General features: G+C 63.8%; 17 protein-coding genes. 5 read left to right on the top strand and 12 right to left on the bottom strand.

Annotated elements, in window-relative coordinates; genetic code table 11:
• Positions 1-12: 12 nt before the first annotated feature.
• The 12 genes from dsrE2 to QX010_RS06090 all read right to left on the bottom strand — a co-directional run bounded on the left by dsrE2 (position 13) and on the right by QX010_RS06090 (position 9,278).
• Positions 13-507: a sulfur carrier protein DsrE2 gene (gene dsrE2 / locus QX010_RS06145; RefSeq protein WP_315802241.1), complete on the bottom strand. Its 495-nt coding sequence runs from the start codon at positions 505-507 to the stop codon at positions 13-15.
• A gap of 56 nt (positions 508-563) precedes the next feature.
• Positions 564-1,571: a YeiH family protein gene (locus QX010_RS06140; RefSeq protein ID WP_315802240.1), complete on the bottom strand. Its 1,008-nt coding sequence runs from the start codon at positions 1,569-1,571 to the stop codon at positions 564-566.
• Positions 1,572-1,616: 45 nt separating this feature from the next.
• Positions 1,617-2,057 (bottom strand): glycine cleavage system protein H, encoded by a 441-nt coding sequence (locus QX010_RS06135; RefSeq protein WP_315715458.1) that lies wholly within the window; start codon positions 2,055-2,057, stop codon positions 1,617-1,619.
• Between the two features lie 15 nt (positions 2,058-2,072).
• Positions 2,073-2,549 (bottom strand): hypothetical protein, encoded by a 477-nt coding sequence (locus QX010_RS06130; protein ID WP_315802238.1) that lies wholly within the window; start codon positions 2,547-2,549, stop codon positions 2,073-2,075.
• Complete coding sequence (locus QX010_RS06125; RefSeq protein ID WP_316178266.1) at positions 2,546-3,469, bottom strand: CoB--CoM heterodisulfide reductase iron-sulfur subunit B family protein; 924 nt, start codon at positions 3,467-3,469, stop codon at positions 2,546-2,548. The genes QX010_RS06130 and QX010_RS06125 overlap by 4 nt, the downstream gene beginning before the upstream one ends.
• Complete coding sequence (locus QX010_RS06120) at positions 3,469-4,215, bottom strand: 4Fe-4S dicluster domain-containing protein (protein WP_316178264.1); 747 nt, start codon at positions 4,213-4,215, stop codon at positions 3,469-3,471. The genes QX010_RS06125 and QX010_RS06120 overlap by 1 nt, the downstream gene beginning before the upstream one ends.
• Positions 4,216-4,225: 10 nt before the next feature.
• A complete protein-coding gene (locus QX010_RS06115; RefSeq protein WP_315802235.1) occupies positions 4,226-5,101 on the bottom strand; it encodes a hypothetical protein in 876 nt (291 codons plus the stop codon).
• Complete coding sequence (locus QX010_RS06110; RefSeq protein WP_316178262.1) at positions 5,098-6,150, bottom strand: FAD-dependent oxidoreductase; 1,053 nt, start codon at positions 6,148-6,150, stop codon at positions 5,098-5,100. The genes QX010_RS06115 and QX010_RS06110 overlap by 4 nt, the downstream gene beginning before the upstream one ends.
• Positions 6,147-7,520 (bottom strand): heterodisulfide reductase-related iron-sulfur binding cluster, encoded by a 1,374-nt coding sequence (locus QX010_RS06105; protein ID WP_315802233.1) that lies wholly within the window; start codon positions 7,518-7,520, stop codon positions 6,147-6,149. Before QX010_RS06105 ends, QX010_RS06110 begins: the two co-directional genes overlap by 4 nt.
• Before the next feature lie 62 nt (positions 7,521-7,582).
• Positions 7,583-8,308 (bottom strand): 4Fe-4S dicluster domain-containing protein, encoded by a 726-nt coding sequence (locus tag QX010_RS06100; RefSeq protein ID WP_316171964.1) that lies wholly within the window; start codon positions 8,306-8,308, stop codon positions 7,583-7,585.
• A 31-nt stretch (positions 8,309-8,339) separates the two neighbouring features.
• Positions 8,340-8,720 carry a DsrE/DsrF/DrsH-like family protein gene (locus QX010_RS06095; RefSeq protein ID WP_315802231.1) on the bottom strand — a complete coding sequence of 127 codons (381 nt, stop codon included), beginning with the start codon at positions 8,718-8,720 and terminating at the stop codon, positions 8,340-8,342.
• A 258-nt stretch (positions 8,721-8,978) separates the two neighbouring features.
• Positions 8,979-9,278: a hypothetical protein gene (locus tag QX010_RS06090; protein WP_316178259.1), complete on the bottom strand. Its 300-nt coding sequence runs from the start codon at positions 9,276-9,278 to the stop codon at positions 8,979-8,981.
• An 18-nt stretch (positions 9,279-9,296) separates the two neighbouring features.
• Here QX010_RS06090 and QX010_RS06085 point away from each other — a divergent pair, with 18 nt between their 5' ends.
• Genes QX010_RS06085 through QX010_RS06065 form a run of 5 tightly spaced genes read left to right on the top strand, consistent with a single transcriptional unit; the run spans position 9,297 to position 15,048 of the window.
• Positions 9,297-9,758: a hypothetical protein gene (locus tag QX010_RS06085; RefSeq protein ID WP_316178257.1), complete on the top strand. Its 462-nt coding sequence runs from the start codon at positions 9,297-9,299 to the stop codon at positions 9,756-9,758.
• 15 nt (positions 9,759-9,773) lie between these two features.
• The gene (locus QX010_RS06080; RefSeq protein ID WP_316178255.1) at positions 9,774-10,805 is read left to right on the top strand and encodes a radical SAM protein; all 1,032 of its coding nucleotides are present in this window, start codon (positions 9,774-9,776) and stop codon (positions 10,803-10,805) included.
• 8 nt (positions 10,806-10,813) lie between these two features.
• Positions 10,814-11,881, top strand: a complete 1,068-nt coding sequence (locus tag QX010_RS06075; protein WP_316178253.1) for an NAD(P)/FAD-dependent oxidoreductase — start codon at positions 10,814-10,816, stop codon at positions 11,879-11,881.
• Between the two features lie 25 nt (positions 11,882-11,906).
• Positions 11,907-13,160, top strand: a complete 1,254-nt coding sequence (locus QX010_RS06070; RefSeq protein WP_316178251.1) for a radical SAM protein — start codon at positions 11,907-11,909, stop codon at positions 13,158-13,160.
• 16 nt (positions 13,161-13,176) lie between these two features.
• On the top strand, positions 13,177-15,048 hold the full coding sequence (locus QX010_RS06065; RefSeq protein WP_316178249.1) for an alpha/beta fold hydrolase: 1,872 nt from the start codon (positions 13,177-13,179) through the stop codon (positions 15,046-15,048).
• The last annotated feature ends 37 nt before the right edge of the window (positions 15,049-15,085 follow it).

Here is a 15,085-nt window from a genome sequence, read left to right as displayed (position 1 = left end):
TCCGTGACACGTTCAAATGAACAGGTTGATGTCGCTCTTGGTCGCCGTCTCGATGTAGGTCGCAGCGCCCCCGAGCACCGGCCCCTCGATCATGTCGTCCTTGGTGTACTCGAACAGATCCATGGTCATCTGGCAGGCGATCATCTTGACGTCGGCTTCGATGGCCATCGTGCGCAACTCCTCTATCGATGCGACCCCCTTCTTCTTGATCAGGTTTTTCATCATCGTCGTCGCCGCCGCGTCGACGCCGGGGATGGCCGATACGAGATTCGGCATACCGATGTGCATTCCAAACATCGGCATCTCCATGGCCGGATTGCCGAGCGTAGAGATTTTCAGGTCGAGATTCTTCTTGAGCAGCGTCAAGCCGTAGAAGGTGAAGAACATGGTCACGTCGAGGCCCATGGCCGCCGCTGTCGTGGCCAGGATGAAGGGCGGATAGGCCCAATCCAGCGTCCCCTTGGTGACAATCATCGACATGCGCTTGGTATTGTTGTCTTCGGCCATTGCATCTCTCCGTTTGGTCTCTCGCAGGCGCAACCGCGCGCGTCATTGGATTCCTGCTATTGGATTCCTGCTTTCCAACGCACGACCATCAGCACGAGGACTGCGAGGAACAGCGTCTCGGCGACGATCAGCGCGATCGCCCGGCCGCCGACATCGGCCATCGCCTTGAGCGACGTCTTCATCCCGAGCGCTGCGATCGCCGTCACGAGGCACCACCTTGAAATGTCCTTGATGACGGCAAGCAGGAATGCGGGAATGACGCCGGCGCTGTTGAGCATCACCAGAACGGCGAACACCACCAGGAACCCCGGCAGTTGGCGCCCGGCCTTGCCGACGCGATGGGCGCGGAACACGTAGGACAGCATCACGACGACAGGCAGCAGCATGGCAACCCGGAGCAGCTTGGTGAAGGTCGCGACGTTTCCGGTCTCCTCCGACACGCTGAAGCCGGCGCCAACCACCTGCGCCACGTCGTGAATGGTACCGCCAAGAAACATGCCGACGGCAGCGTGATCGAGATGGAATCCTGCGATCACCAGCGGATAGACGATCATCGCGATCGTGCTGAGCGCCGTCACGCCGATCACGGTAAAGACCGTGTCGCGTTCGTGGTGCTCCCCCTTGGGCAACACCGACGAGATCGCCAGCGCCGCCGACGCTCCGCAAATCGCCACGGCCCCGGAGGTGAGGATTCCGAACGGCCGGCTCAACCCCATGGCGCGGGAGGCCAGCGCGCCGAACAGGATGGTCAGGATCACCGCGCCGACGACCGTGATCACGGGCGTCGGGCCGAGCTTCATGATCTCGGCAATCGTGATCTGCGCCCCGAGCAGGCCGACGGCGACGCGCAGGATGCGCTTTGAGGCGAGTTCGATGCCGGCAACGCAGCGCCCCTCCTGCGACAGGAAATAGAAGGCCATCCCAAGCAGCAAGGCGAACAGCATGACCGGCCCGCCATAGTGCTCGGACAGGAAGGTTGCCGCGATCGCGATGATCAAACTGGCCAGGACACCCGGGAAGTAGGTCGGCAGCGACATGAAGGCCGCGAGGCCGCGACTTATCATCGATGTCCTGATTGCGGCGGTCTCAGTCACAGCCTGTCCACTTCCTTACGCGCAGCCAGCGAAATTCTCGGCAGCCATCTTCGCTTCATAAGGGGCGGCGGCCGCCGTGCCCGGCACGAGGCCGGCCTTGGCAGCAGCCCAATCCTTCGGGCGCACCTTGACCATCCATCCCTCGCCATACGGGTCGGTGTTGGCCAGCTTGGGCGCTGCGCTCATTGCATCGTTGACCTCGACGATTTCCGCATTGAAGGCGACCTTTGCCGGGCCGACCCACTTACCGGATTCGATCGTGGCGCAGGACTTGCCCGCATCGACCGACCGGCCGGCCTTCTTTGGTGTGAAGGCGACAAGCTGACCGGCCATGGCCGCTGCCACAGCGGTCATCCCGAGCGTCACGGTGCCGTCGGCGTTCTCGCGATACCAGATGTTGTTTTCGACGTCATAGAGGAGGTCGTCGGGAAGGTTGCAGCCGCGGACGATGGGCATCGTCTTCTCCTTATCTCAAACAGTTTCGTTGGTCTGCATCGATGCATCGAGTTGACGTAGCGGCCGGGACGCGCAGCAGAATTCGCCGAGCCCGGCCACCTCCAGCTTGCCTCCGATGAACAGCATAAGATGCCGCGCGACCATGGCGCCCAGTCGCAGCCGCCGGGCGACCTCCGCGTAGCCTGGCTCGAGGCGCACCAGATTGTAGTGATAGACGAGCTCGCGGCAGGTTTCGCGGCAGGCGTTGAAGCTTGCATCGCCGCGCGCGCCCTGCCGATGCAGCGCCAGCAGGCGAAACGTCTCGACCTGGCGATCGGTCGGGATCTCGCCGTGCGCAGCGAGCCATGTTTCGAGAATCGTTTCGCCGAGCTGCAGCAACTCCTCGGCGAGCGGCGCGGCGGCCGCCCCGAGTGCAGCATCGGACGCGGCCAACATGCCGTCCAGCCGCTCCGCGACGTCGTCGAGGCTCGTGATACCGATATCCGCCATCACCCGAGCCCCCGCGCATGCAACAGACCGGTCGAATCCGAGAAATTCTCCTGCACGCCGACCTTGCGCGCCGACAGCCCGAGCGCCATGCCAAGGAGCTGGGTGAAGTACAGGATCTTGACGCTGGTCTTGCGGCCGAAGACCTTTTCCGCGCGCACCTGATGCATTTCGAGCCCGGTGTGGCAGGTCGGGCATTCGGTGGCGATCACGTCCGCGCCGCAGGCCTCGGCCGTCGTGAGCAGGTTGAGAACGAGCTTGGTCGAGGTGTCGCTGTCGGACAGCGTGTGAGCGCCGCCACAGCATGCCGTCTTGAGCGGGTACTCGACGTTCTCGGCCCCCGCCGCAGCCAGCAGGTCGTCCATGAAATGGGGCTTCGAGGTCGATTCCGAGCCGGGCCCCTTGTCCTTTTCCGGAAAGATGTGACGCGGCCGCGTGTACATGCAACCGTAGTAGTTGGCGACCTTCAGGCCCTTGAGCGAGTTCTTCACGCGTGTCTTGAGGCCCTGTTCGCCGACGGATTCCTTGATCCAGTCGAGCGCGTGAATGGTCGTGACCTTGCCCGCTTCGTAGGTCGCGTGGCCGGCCTTGCGCGACAATCGGTCCGTCACTTCACGCGAAGCGGGATCCTTGGCGAGGTCGTATTCGGCCTTCTTGAGATTGTGATAGCAGCCGTTGCAAGGCGCCATCACCGTATCGAACCCCATCGCATCCGCGATCGAGAGGTTGCGGGCCGACAGATAGGTCTGCAGCTTGGGATCGATGTTCTTGACCTCCATGGCGCCGCAGCAGTTCCAGTTCCTGAGCTCGACCAGATCGAGGCCGAGTGCCTTGCCGACCTCCCGGGTGGAGCGGTTGTAGGCGTGCCCGGTTCCTTCGAGCGCGCACCCCGGATAGTAGGCGACCCGCTTGTGTTTGTCGCTCATCACTCAGCTCCCTGAACGTCCAACCGAAGCGCCTTGCGGGCCGCTGCTTCACACTCACGGACATACTCGTCGATCGCGAGGCTGGCGCCCCCCCATCCGCGCGTGCGAGGACGGACCACGCTGGCAAGTCCCAACTTCACCAGGAGGCCCACCGGCAATCGGCTGGCGAGACTGCGTATCAGTTCGACGAGCCACCCCTGCGACAGGGACTGCCCGGTCCGCGCGAAGAACCGGCGCAGCACGCGGCCCTCCTCGATCTTGCCGGTGGCGAAGACCTGCTCGGAGAAGACCTCATCGAACGCGGTGGACGGCTTCTTCTCGGTATGGCCCTTCAGCTCCAGCCAATGTGCCGTGGCCTTCATCACGCCTTCGGGACTGACGTCGCGAGGACAGGCATAGGTGCATTTGTTGCAGGAGACGCACTGCCAGATGATGTCCTTGTCGCGCAGCAACTCGCTTTCGAAGCCCATTCGGATCAGGTAGATCCAATAGCGCGGGTTGAAGTCGGGATTCACGGCGTTGATCGTGCAGGCATTGGTGCATGAGCCGCATTGCCAGCAGCGGTGGATGAACTCGCCTCCCGGGAGCGCCGCGATCTCCTCCTGCATCTGCTCGTTGTAGTCGGTAATGGCGCGTGAGGTGATGAACGTGCTCCAGTGCCCGGAGACATCGACGCCATCAATTTCCAGGTGCTCATGCGTGACGAGATTCTCTGGCCGGATCAGCGATTTTTCGTGAATCGGCATGGATGTTCCCTCATTCGCTCAGCAGGCGAGGCTGCCCGAGCACATGGGCCCTGCCATCGATCAGCTTCAGGCGGGTGCGCCCCGACTCGGTATCGACCGCATCGAGTCCCAGGAGACGGCGAGTATGCGCCATCGCGTCCGCCTTGAAGCCGCCGCAGAAGTCCGCGTGCAGGAACTGGCCGCCCTTGTCGTTGATATAGCTTGCATAGGTGTGGGCGCAGAGCAGATCGACGTAGAAGGCCAGATCGCGGAAGACACCGTTCGCCTGCAGGAAACCTTCGAGCTCCTCGCGTAGCATCGTGAAAGTGGCGAAGCCGTCGCCGACGGCGATCGTGCCGGTCTCGGCAGCCTCGTCGTACCATATCTCGCGCAATACGCCGGTATTGACCCTGGCGTCCCACATCCAGCGCGTCATCAGCGGATAGTGGTCCGGCGCGGTGAAATGAAGGACCTCGGCGGCAAGATCGCGCGACCAGCGGTGCTCGCGATCGGCCGGAAAGCTCGTGACGAACGCGGCGACGCGCTGGTCGGTTGTGCCGAGGTCGGACCATCCGTGCAGCAGCGCCTCGAGCCTGCTGCGCAGCGCCGCAAACCCGTTGCGGCCGAGCCACGCCCCCACACGCCGGCGCACCGGCGTGATGAACGTGGCAAGGTCGCAGAATTCGGCCTCCGTCAGCTCGCTGACCCGCCCCTTGCCCAACACCTCCTCGAACAGCGAGGCCTTGAGCGCGAGCGCTCCGACATAGCGCTCGACGCCACCGCTGTCGTCGGCGGATTCCACGAGGCTCTCGAACGCCCGCCGCAGCCTGGGGCCGGACAGATCGAGCACCGGCCGCGTCGGCTCGACCACCGCCTTGCCTCTATGGTTGGTGATCGGCCACATCACTCGGCCGCTTCCATCATGGCGCCGCGGACCAGGGCCAGCGCGGCCATCGCTGCCGATTGGCCCTGTGCGATGGAATCGTCGATGGTCTCGGGCCCGGTGGCCGCGCCGGCGACGAAGACGCCCGGCCGCGAGGTGGCCGATGTGTTGGAATAGACCGACGCCTTCTCGATATGGCCGTGCTTCTGCAGTTTGACGTCGAACACCGCCGACAACGTCATGTTGTCGACATTGGGATCCATGCCGATGGCGTGCACCACCATGTCGAACGGGATCGAGATCGGCCGTTTCACCAGCGTGTCCTCGCCCTTCACGATCAACCGCCTGCCGTCTGACGTCACTTCGGCGATCCGCGCCTTGATGTATTTGACGCGGTGCTTCTCCTGGCTTTCCCAGTAGTAGAGATCCTCGTAGAGGCCGAAGGTGCGGATATCCATGTAGTAGACATACACGTTGCACCGTGGCATCGCCTCGCGGATCTCCATGGCGATGTTGGCGGAGACCGTGCAGCAGATCTTCGAACACCACTCGCGACCGATCTGGCGGTCGCGCGAGCCGACGCATAGCAGGATCGCAACCCGTTCCGGCTCGCGCCCGTCGGACGGACAGCGCACGCCCCTGCCGGAGGAGAGCATCTGCTCGACCTGGGTCGTCGTAACCACATCAGGGTAGGTGCCGAAACCCCATTCCGGCTTATTGACGGAATCGAAATGCGTGAAGCCGGTGCACAGGATCGCCGCCCCCGCCTCCAGCATCGCGCCATCCGACAGCGTCACGCGGAAGTCGCCTGGGCTGCCCGAAAAGGCTTTCACCGTGACGCGCCTTCGGATCTCGACACGGCTGTCGGTTTCGACCCGGCGCACCATGCCACCGATGGCGTCCTTGGCCCATTCGCCGGACGGCACCAGCCTGGCGTAGCCTGACTGGATCGGCGCACCGCCGAGCTGCTCCGCCTTTTCGACGAGAACGACGCGCTGGCCGGCCGCGGCCAGCGCATGTGCGGCGGAAAGCCCCGACGGCCCGCCGCCAACGATGAGAACGGGACGGGTCATGATGCGGCTCCTGGCAGGGTCGCCGTCGGCTTGACATAGCCTGGGCCCGACGTAATCGCGCGTTTGGGGTCGTAAAGCGTCTCGATGCGGCCGGCCTTGACCTCACCGAGATAGGCCTCGAACTCGGCTTTGGCTTTCTGCCAGTCGATCCCGAGCTTCTCGAGCAGCCCCTCGAACGGCGAGGCGTGCCAGTGAAGCTGTGCGAGCTTGTAGGGATGCGCGCCGAGGGCGAGCGCCGCGAACTGGCAATCGGCCATGATCGGCAGCGCATAGACCTTGTCGACGGCCTTGCCGATCCACTGGTTCTTGTCGAGTGTGGTGATGCAACCCGTGTCGTGGCCGATCATGACGTCCGCCCGCGCCTCCTCGACCGCGACCCTGATCTTGCGATCGATGGCGAAGGAGCGCGTGAACTCACGTTCGCCGATGATATGACGAAAGCCGAAGCCGCAGCAGTCGTACCAGGTCGAGTAGTCGACGACCTGTGCACCCAGCGCCTGCATCAGGCCGGTCGATACCGCCACGCGGTTGCCGTCCATGACGGTGTCGTCATAGATCACGTCTTCCGGAACCATCTTGTAGACGTGACAGGCCGGATGAACGGTGGCACGAAGGCTGCTCACGTCGATGACCTGCCGCTCCCGGATGCGGTGGCGCATGACGTGCAGCCACTCGGAATAGTGCACGATCTCTTCGGGGATCAGCAGCTTGCCGTCGACCAGACGACCCAGCTTGCCGAGAATCTTCTTCACCTGCTCGCGCAGTTCAGCCGAATGCATCAAGAAGATGCGCATCTCCTTGTAATTGCCGAACGACGTGCCGCAGTGGATCAGCGGGAAGTAGGTTCCGACCGGCAAGCCCTGCGCCTTGGCCGACATGTATGCCTGGTGGAAGTTGCGCAGGAAGACGGCGGCCAGACTGACGACATTGCCGACCCCGGAGCCGTGATAATTCCAGGCGGTGCAAGAGGTCTGATCGGTCTCGTCGAGATAGCGCACGCCGAGCTGGTTCATCAGCCACATCACGCTCGACGGATAGCCGGGGATATTGCCGCACTGTCCGCAGGATTTGTGCTGCCAGAGGTTCGTGGTGGGAATGCGCTTGTCCCAGCCGTACAGTGTGCGCGCCACCACCGGCTCGTGGCGCTCGTCGATCCGATGAACGACGATTTCGCCGTCCTTCTCCAACTCCCACATCGCGTCGCGGATGTCGTGGACGCGCTCCTTGTTGGTCAGCATGGAGCGACGGTCGATCCGGGTTTCCACCCAGGCCGTCGCCGTCTGCGCCTCGCTCGGCGTCAGGTTGGAAGGGCGCCACTCCGCGCCAAAGCCGGCGTAAGCCGACTGACTGTCACTGCGCTTTTCGTCCATCGCTTCCTCCGTCGTCCACCGCGGCGATTGATCTCGCCGTCTATTGTGGTCGTCTCAGCGGCCTATTCTTCCTGCTGCTCTTCAAGCCACTCGTTGTATTCCTCGCGCTTCTCATCCATCACGTCGCTGACGACGTCGAACAGATTCTCGTCGATCGTCTCGAGCTGATCGAGCACGCCGGTCGCCTCCCAAATGGTGTAGAGTTCGACGGACGTCTTCAGGTTGACCTCCCAGGCCGTGTCCATGGTGTGCATGGTTGGGACTGGAATGGCCTTGCGCAGGATATTGAGCGGAGCATCGACCTTGGCGACGTTCGGGCCCCAGTCGGGAAACGCATCGCGCGTGATCATGTTGGGCGCGAGCTGATTTCCCGTGGAAATGACCTTCAGAAGCACCCGCGAGAACGGTCGCAGCACATCTTTCGCCGACTGCATGCCATGCTTGATCGCGACCTCGCGCATGATCATGACGAGCCCGCCCGGTGAATTTTCGAACGGACAGCGGGCGGCACAGGTGTAGCACTGCGCGCAGGACCAGATCTTCTCCTGCATCGCGTCGTAGATGCCCTCGAGATTTTCGGTCCACAGCAGCTGGACGATCTCGCGGGGCGAATAATCGTAGTAGTGCGCCGAGGGACAGGTCGCGGTGCAGATGCCGCAATTGAGACAGCCGTGCAGCTCATGATCGTAGAGGACGTGCGAGCGAATGTCGTCGAATACCTCTTCCAGCTTCTCATAGGGAACAACCGGCGCCTCGGAGACCGGGTCGCCGATAGAGGTCAGCTCCATTGAAGCTCCGCTCGTCATCTGGCGGCTCTCCTCAGTAGGTCAGCACCTTGGCGTTATCGTTTTCCATCACCTCTTCGATGACCTTTGCACCCCCGACGATGCCCTCGCATTCAGGGATCAGATCCTGCTCGGTCATGTCGAAGAGATCGAGGTTCGGAGAGCAGCAATAGAACTTCACTCCAGCTCCGTGCGCGTCCTTGATGAAGTCATAGACGGTTTTCGGAGATCCGGGCTTGACCACGAGCTTCTCGGCCACGCCCTTTTTCATGAGCTGCCCCGCCGTCGCGGTACAGACGACATCGACCTCGTAGTCCATCGCCGCGGCAACAGTGGCCTGGAAGAACGGCGCGCCGAGCTCCTCGCCGTTGCGAGGATCGGTATTGACCATGATGATGATGAGCTTTTTCGCCATTCCTACGATGTCCTCCCCGATCGTCTGCTATTGAACGTGCGTAGCGCACATCGACACAGGAGCGTACACGACAAGTTATCTCGAGGCGCATCGCCTTGGAGTTGATGAAGATCAACAAGCCCAGGAACCGAAGTCCCAGGTAGACAACAAGCTGACATCGATTTCATCCAAGCCGTCGGACGAACGCACAAAACATATTCCATTTTTTGAATGACATCTATAGGGTGAAGAAAATAATTCGTTGCTGGGAGAACGGTCCTACGGGAGCGGCCGCATCAAATGCGTCGACTCGATCAAACCAACCATCAGCGGCCCGAGCGCCGCAGCAATCTCGCGCTGCACCACGCGCAGATCGGCGAGCGTTTCCGCCGTGCGATCAGGACATTCGTCGAATGCCATGATCAGATCCTCGATCATGGCCGATTTGATTCCGGGATGGCCGAGGAACCCGAAGCAGTTATCACGAAGCTGAAACACCGCCGGCTCCCCCGCAGAGTCGATCGCGAGAACACTTGCATCGGCCGGCAGCACCGGGCGATCGCGCATGTAGATCGCCACGGGAAAGGATTGCGGCAGATGACCGCCGAGCGCAGCGGGATCGACCCGTCGGGCCGTCTCCACGACGAAGCGGAGCGGAGCTTCCTGAGTGCCGCCGCCGCACGCGGTCGCAAGTATGCAGCTGCCGGCTCCGATGCCGATGACGGGCAGGCCGCGCGCCAGGAAATCCCGTACCAACCGCAACTCCGGCCCGAGGCTCGGAAGCAGGTTGCCGCTGACGACTCCGAGCGGTCCGGCGCCAAGAACAATGAGGCCGTCAAAGTCCCCTGCCGTCGCAGGTATCGATCCTCCGGCCGTAAACGGCCGGCAATAGCGAAAGCCGACGTTGCGTCCCTCGAATTGATCTTCCATCAAGCCGAGATAGTCGGCTTCGAAATGCTGCAAGACGCAGAGTGTCTTCATGGCGAACCGCGACCAACAGATGATGCGTCAATGGCGGCCGAAGCCGACGGCACAATATATATGCTTTTTCGCATGTGACCAGCGAGGAACACAATGGCGTGGTACGAGAAGCTGAAGGAGATCGAGCCGCTTGACGACCTGCGTTTTGATCGCGGGCTCGTCGATGCGCTCGAGGCGACGGCGCGCGAGCGCGCACTCGGGCCGATGCGGTTCTACACGCCGACGTTCCGCGCCTATGCCAGCGAGGAACTCAAGGGCTGCGGCAAAGCGAGTTTTCCTGCCTTTTCCATCACCGGCGGCGCTTGCGCACTGAATTGCGATCACTGTCAGGCGAAGATCCTCGAACCGATGATCGCGGCAACGACCCCGGACGAACTCGACCGCAAGGTGCGCGATCTCGTTCTGCTCAAGGATCTGCGCGGGTTCCTGCTCTCGGGCGGATCCAACCGCCGCAACGAGGTTCCGTACGACCGCTTCTATCCGACCATCGAAAGGCTCAAGCGCGACTTTCCCCATCTGCGCATCGCCATCCATTCCGCGTTGCTCGACGAACGGCGCGCCCGATCCATGGAAGCGGCCGGGGTCGACGTCGCGATGCTCGACGTGATCGGCTCGCAGCAGACGATCCGCGACGTCTATCACCTCGACCGTCCCGTCGCGGATTTCGAGGCGACGCTCGCCGCGCTCTCGGGCACCAAGATGCAGGTCGTGCCACACATCGTCATCGGTCTGCACTATGGCCGGCTGGTCGGCGAGGAGACCGCGCTGGACATCGTTTCGCGCCATCCGGTCGCCGCGTTGATCCTGGTGGTGGTGACCCCGATCTATGCGCCGCCGGATCGGCCCTTCGCCACGATATCCACCGACGACGTGGCAAAGGTGCTGGTCGCCGCGCGGCAACGCATCAGTCACGCGCCGGTTCAACTTGGCTGTATCCGCCCCGCGGGCCGCCACAAGCTGATGACCGACGCATACGCCGTCATGGCGGGATTTGATGGCATCGCCTATCCCGCGGACGGCATCGTAGCTCTTGCCCGCGCCATCGGTCGCCCGGTCGAGCAGGAGCATGCCTGCTGCTCGATCGCGCTTGACGGCCTCGCCGGACGGCGGGCTTGCGCAGCCTGAGGTGCACGATGAACGCCGAGGCAACGGATATCGTCGTCGTCGGGCTTGGACCGGCTGGGAGTCGTGCGGCCGCAGTTGCCGCGAAGGCCGGCTACCGCGTCGTCGCCGTGGATCGCCGGCTCGAGGCGGGTCGCCCGGTCCAGTGTGCCGAGTTCGTGCCCGCCATGATCGAGCGGGACGTTCCGAACATCACGGCCGTCGCCCAACAGAAGATCACGCGCATGCTGACCTTCACCGAGGCGACGGATTGCGAGGAAACGCCGGATTTCCGCGGCTGGATGATTGATCGCGCCGCCTTCGATCGAATGCTCGCTGATGAGGCGGCGAATGCGGGAGCCGCGTGCCGATACGGCACCTCCGTGGTTGCCATCGACATCGACGGCACAATTCATACGTCCGATGGTCTTGCCATGAAGCCGCGCGTCCTGATCGGCTGCGACGGCCCTCGCTCGCGGGTCGGCGCGGCGATCGGCGAGACCAATCGCGCGCTCGTCGATACGAGGCAACTGACCGCGCCGCTGATCGTGCCGCACGATGCCACGGATATCTTCCTGAGCGCCGACTATCGCGGCGGCTATGGCTGGCTGTTTCCCAAGGGCGCCGTGGCCAATATCGGCGTTGGCGTCATGATGGAGGACCGGCGTCGGCTGAAACCGATGCTCGCCGCGCTCTTTGGCGCGCTGTTGGCATCGCGCCGCATCGGAACGCGCCCGTTCGCGTTGACGGGCGGGGCGATACCCGTGGGCGGCAGGTTGGGTTCGACAGGCCGGCTTGGCGCAACCCAGGTGTTGCTGGCCGGCGATGCGGCGGGCCTGACCAACCCCGTGACCGGCGCCGGCATCGCCTCCGCCGTGCAATCGGGCGCACTCGCCGGGCAAGCCGCGGCAGACATGCTGTCCGGCCGCAGCGGCGCCCTCAATGATTATGACGAAGAGCTCAGCGACATTTTCGATGCGGCCTTGAGCCGGGCATCACGGCGACGACGGCAAGTTCTGGCGCAATACGGCGACGGCCGTCGCCCCGACGCGGCTGCGCTCGCCGAGGGGTGGATCAGTTCGCCGAACTATTGGGCGTGAAAATGCAGGATCAGGAGAGGAAGTCATGAGCTGTCTCGAAGGACCGACGCATCCGGTGCCGGATTTCCTCACCGGGGAGACGCGCGCCTTCAACGCGGCCGAAGCCATGCGGCCGCGCGCGCCCGGCGACGTGCCGGCAGAAGCACGCAACGGCGGGCGCGTGAAAGCACAGGACGCGCGGCCGGAAGGCGTCTACCTGCCGAACGACAACGTTCTGACGCCGAACATGCGATCACCCGACTACGTGCAAATGTCGACGGCAGCGGCGATCACCCTCGGCATCATGAACGGCTACATGCATCGCACCAGTTGCACCCGTTGCCTGAACCTGCTGCTGACCTACCCGGAGGGCTGCCGCGCCAACTGCGCTTATTGCGGGCTTGCGCGCCATCGCGAAGCGGAGCGCGACTATGCCGACCGCAACTTTATTCGTGTCGACTGGCCTGCGGTGCCTTACGACCAGGTGATCGACATCGTCGCATCGGGCGGCGACGGCGGGCGCTTCCATCGCATGTGTATCAGCATGATCACGCATCCGCGGTCGGACGAGGACACCCGCATCGTCCTGCGGAAATGGGTTGAACGCATCAGGCACGTGCCCGTGTCCATCCTGTCCAACCCGACGACGATGACCCGACTGGATGTGCAGGAGCTCAAGGATCTCGGCGCCGAGATATTTACGGTCGCGCTCGATGCCGCCAACCCGGCCATTTTTGACCGCACCCGCGGCCACGGCGTTCAATCGCCGCACAGCTGGGACAAATATTGGGAGATCCTGCTGGCCGCCGCCGAGATATTTGGCCCGGAACGCTTCGGCGCCCATCTCATCGTTGGGATGGGCGAGAGCGACCACGACGTTCTCTCGCAGGTGCAGAGAATTCGCGATCTCGGCGGCCACAGCCACCTGTTCGCGTTCTTTCCCGAACAAGGCTCGTTGATGGATCACCTCCCGCCGGCGCCGCGCCCGCAATGGCGACGCATACAGCTCGCCCGCTATCTCATCGACTATCGAAGCCATTCCCTGCAGCGCATGCGTTTCGACGAGCGCGGTCAACTCGTCGATTTTGGTCTGCCGCAGGACGAAGTCGACGCGATCATCGACGCGGGCGTGGCCTTCCGCACGTCCGGTTGCCCGGGCAAGGAGGCCGCTGATGTGTCCGCCTGCGACCGCCCTTACGGCGACTCGCCGCCGCGCGACATTGCGTCCTACCCGTTCAAGCCCGATCGCCGCGACATTCGCCACGTGCGCAGCCAACTCCGGCGCGGGCTACCCAAATAACCGGGAGGAAGATGCGATGGCCAGCAGCGCCAAGTCATTTCGGGTCATCGACACCGGGATTCGGGGCGGACGCGCCAATATCGCCTTCGACCAGGCGCTCATCGACGCTCACAAGGCACGGCGGATTCCCGATACCATCCGCTTCCTGCGGTTTCGTCCGTCGGCGCTCGTCGGAATCCATCAGATCCTGAGCCATGAGGTCCGGCTCGACTATTGCCGGAGCAAGGGAATCGAGATCGGCCGGCGGATCACGGGAGGCGGCGGCCTCTATCTCGACGAAGGTCAGATCGGATGGGAGCTCGTGTTCGGCCGCTCCAGCCTGGGCGCCATGGATCTCACCGAAACGACACGCCGGATCTGCGAAAGCGTCGCACTCGGGCTCATCAAGCTCGGCGTTCCCGCGCGCTACCGCCCGCGCAACGACATCGACGTCGACGGCCGCAAGATCAGCGGCACCGGGGGCTTCTTTGACGGCGATACGCTGTTCTACCAGGGAACTCTGCTGATCGACTTCGATCCCGAGCAGATGATTGCCGCGCTCAAAGTGCCGGTGGAAAAGCTCGCCAAGCGTGACCTCGCCTCGGCCCGCCAGCGCGTCGTCAGCATGCGCGAGATCCTCGGCGACCACCTTCCTGATCTGGCCACCATCCAGCAAGCCCTGCTCGACGGCTTGGCCGAAGGCCTCGGCATTGTTCCGCAATGGGGCGAGGTGTCGATGCACGAAGAAGAACTTGCCGCGCAGTTGTATCGCGACGAGATCGGCCGCGACGACTTCGTCGAGATGGTCGACGCTCCCGAGGTGGACGGCTCGCTGGTCAGTGCCACTCTGACGCGGCGTGGCGGCAGCCTGCGCGCCGATATCCGCCTCGAGGGGCCGGACCGCGGACGGATTCGCGAAGCTCTGATCACCGGCGATTTCTTCGTCACGCCGCCACGCGTCATCTTTGATCTCGAGGCGGCGCTGCGCGGCGCCGAACTGGCCGATGCCGGATCGATCGTCGAGAACTTCTTCTCACGCACGTCGGCCGACTTCGTCAATCTCGGCCCGCCGGACATTCGCGATGTGGTCGTCGCGGCAGCGCGGCAGCTCAGCTTCGTTGCGGCCGGCCGGAGACTTCGCGGCCATTGGCTCGCGGCGACGCGACCGGAACGTCCGCCGCTCGTCCTGCTGCATGACGCCCTGGGTTGCGCCCGGCTCTGGCGCGATTTTCCCGAGCGGCTTGCGGCCGCGACCGGCTGCTCCGTCCTGGTGTTCGACCGCTGGGGCTCGGGTGACTCGGAACCGCTCGAGCTGCCCCATTCGCGGCAATATCTGCTCGCCGAGGCTCTGGATGCCCTGCCCGAAGTGCTACGGACGACCGGAGCGCGGCGTCCGATCCTGGTCGGACACTCCGACGGTGCTGCGATCGCGTTGACGTTTGCCGGCGCGTTTCCCGATGAGGTCAGCGGGGTCGTCGCGATCGCCCCTCACCTCTTCCGCGAACAGCGGACCGTTGACGGCATCGCCGCCCAGATCAGGGACTTCGAGCACGGTGACCTGAGGGCGCGGCTCGCACGGTATCATGGCAGCAGAACCGACCATCTTTTTGGCCGGCTGGTCGATGCCTGGACCGGAGAAGAAGCGCGCGACTGGGGTATCAAGCCCTACGTTGGACGGGTTCGCGCCCCGGTGCTCGCTGTTCAGGGCAGCGAAGACGAGTTCTTCACGCATGCGCAGCTTGAGACACTCCGCGCCCTCGTGCCGGCCCGGATCGAGACCTGCGTGCTGGAAGGCTGTGGGCACGCGCCCCACCAGCAGGCGACCTCGGCGGTGATAGCCGCAGCGGCCGGGTTCATCGATCGAGTGACCGCTGAAAACACGGTCGCGGCCGTCCCCGGCTCCGCCTGACGGAAGAGCTCCGGCAGGCGGCGAGCACCATCAGCAC

The organism is Bradyrhizobium sp. SZCCHNRI1009 (assembly GCF_032487575.1).
GTDB lineage: Bacteria > Pseudomonadota > Alphaproteobacteria > Rhizobiales > Xanthobacteraceae > Bradyrhizobium.
Note: the sequence above shows the minus strand (reverse complement) of the source record. Positions and strands in the feature narration are given on the sequence as shown.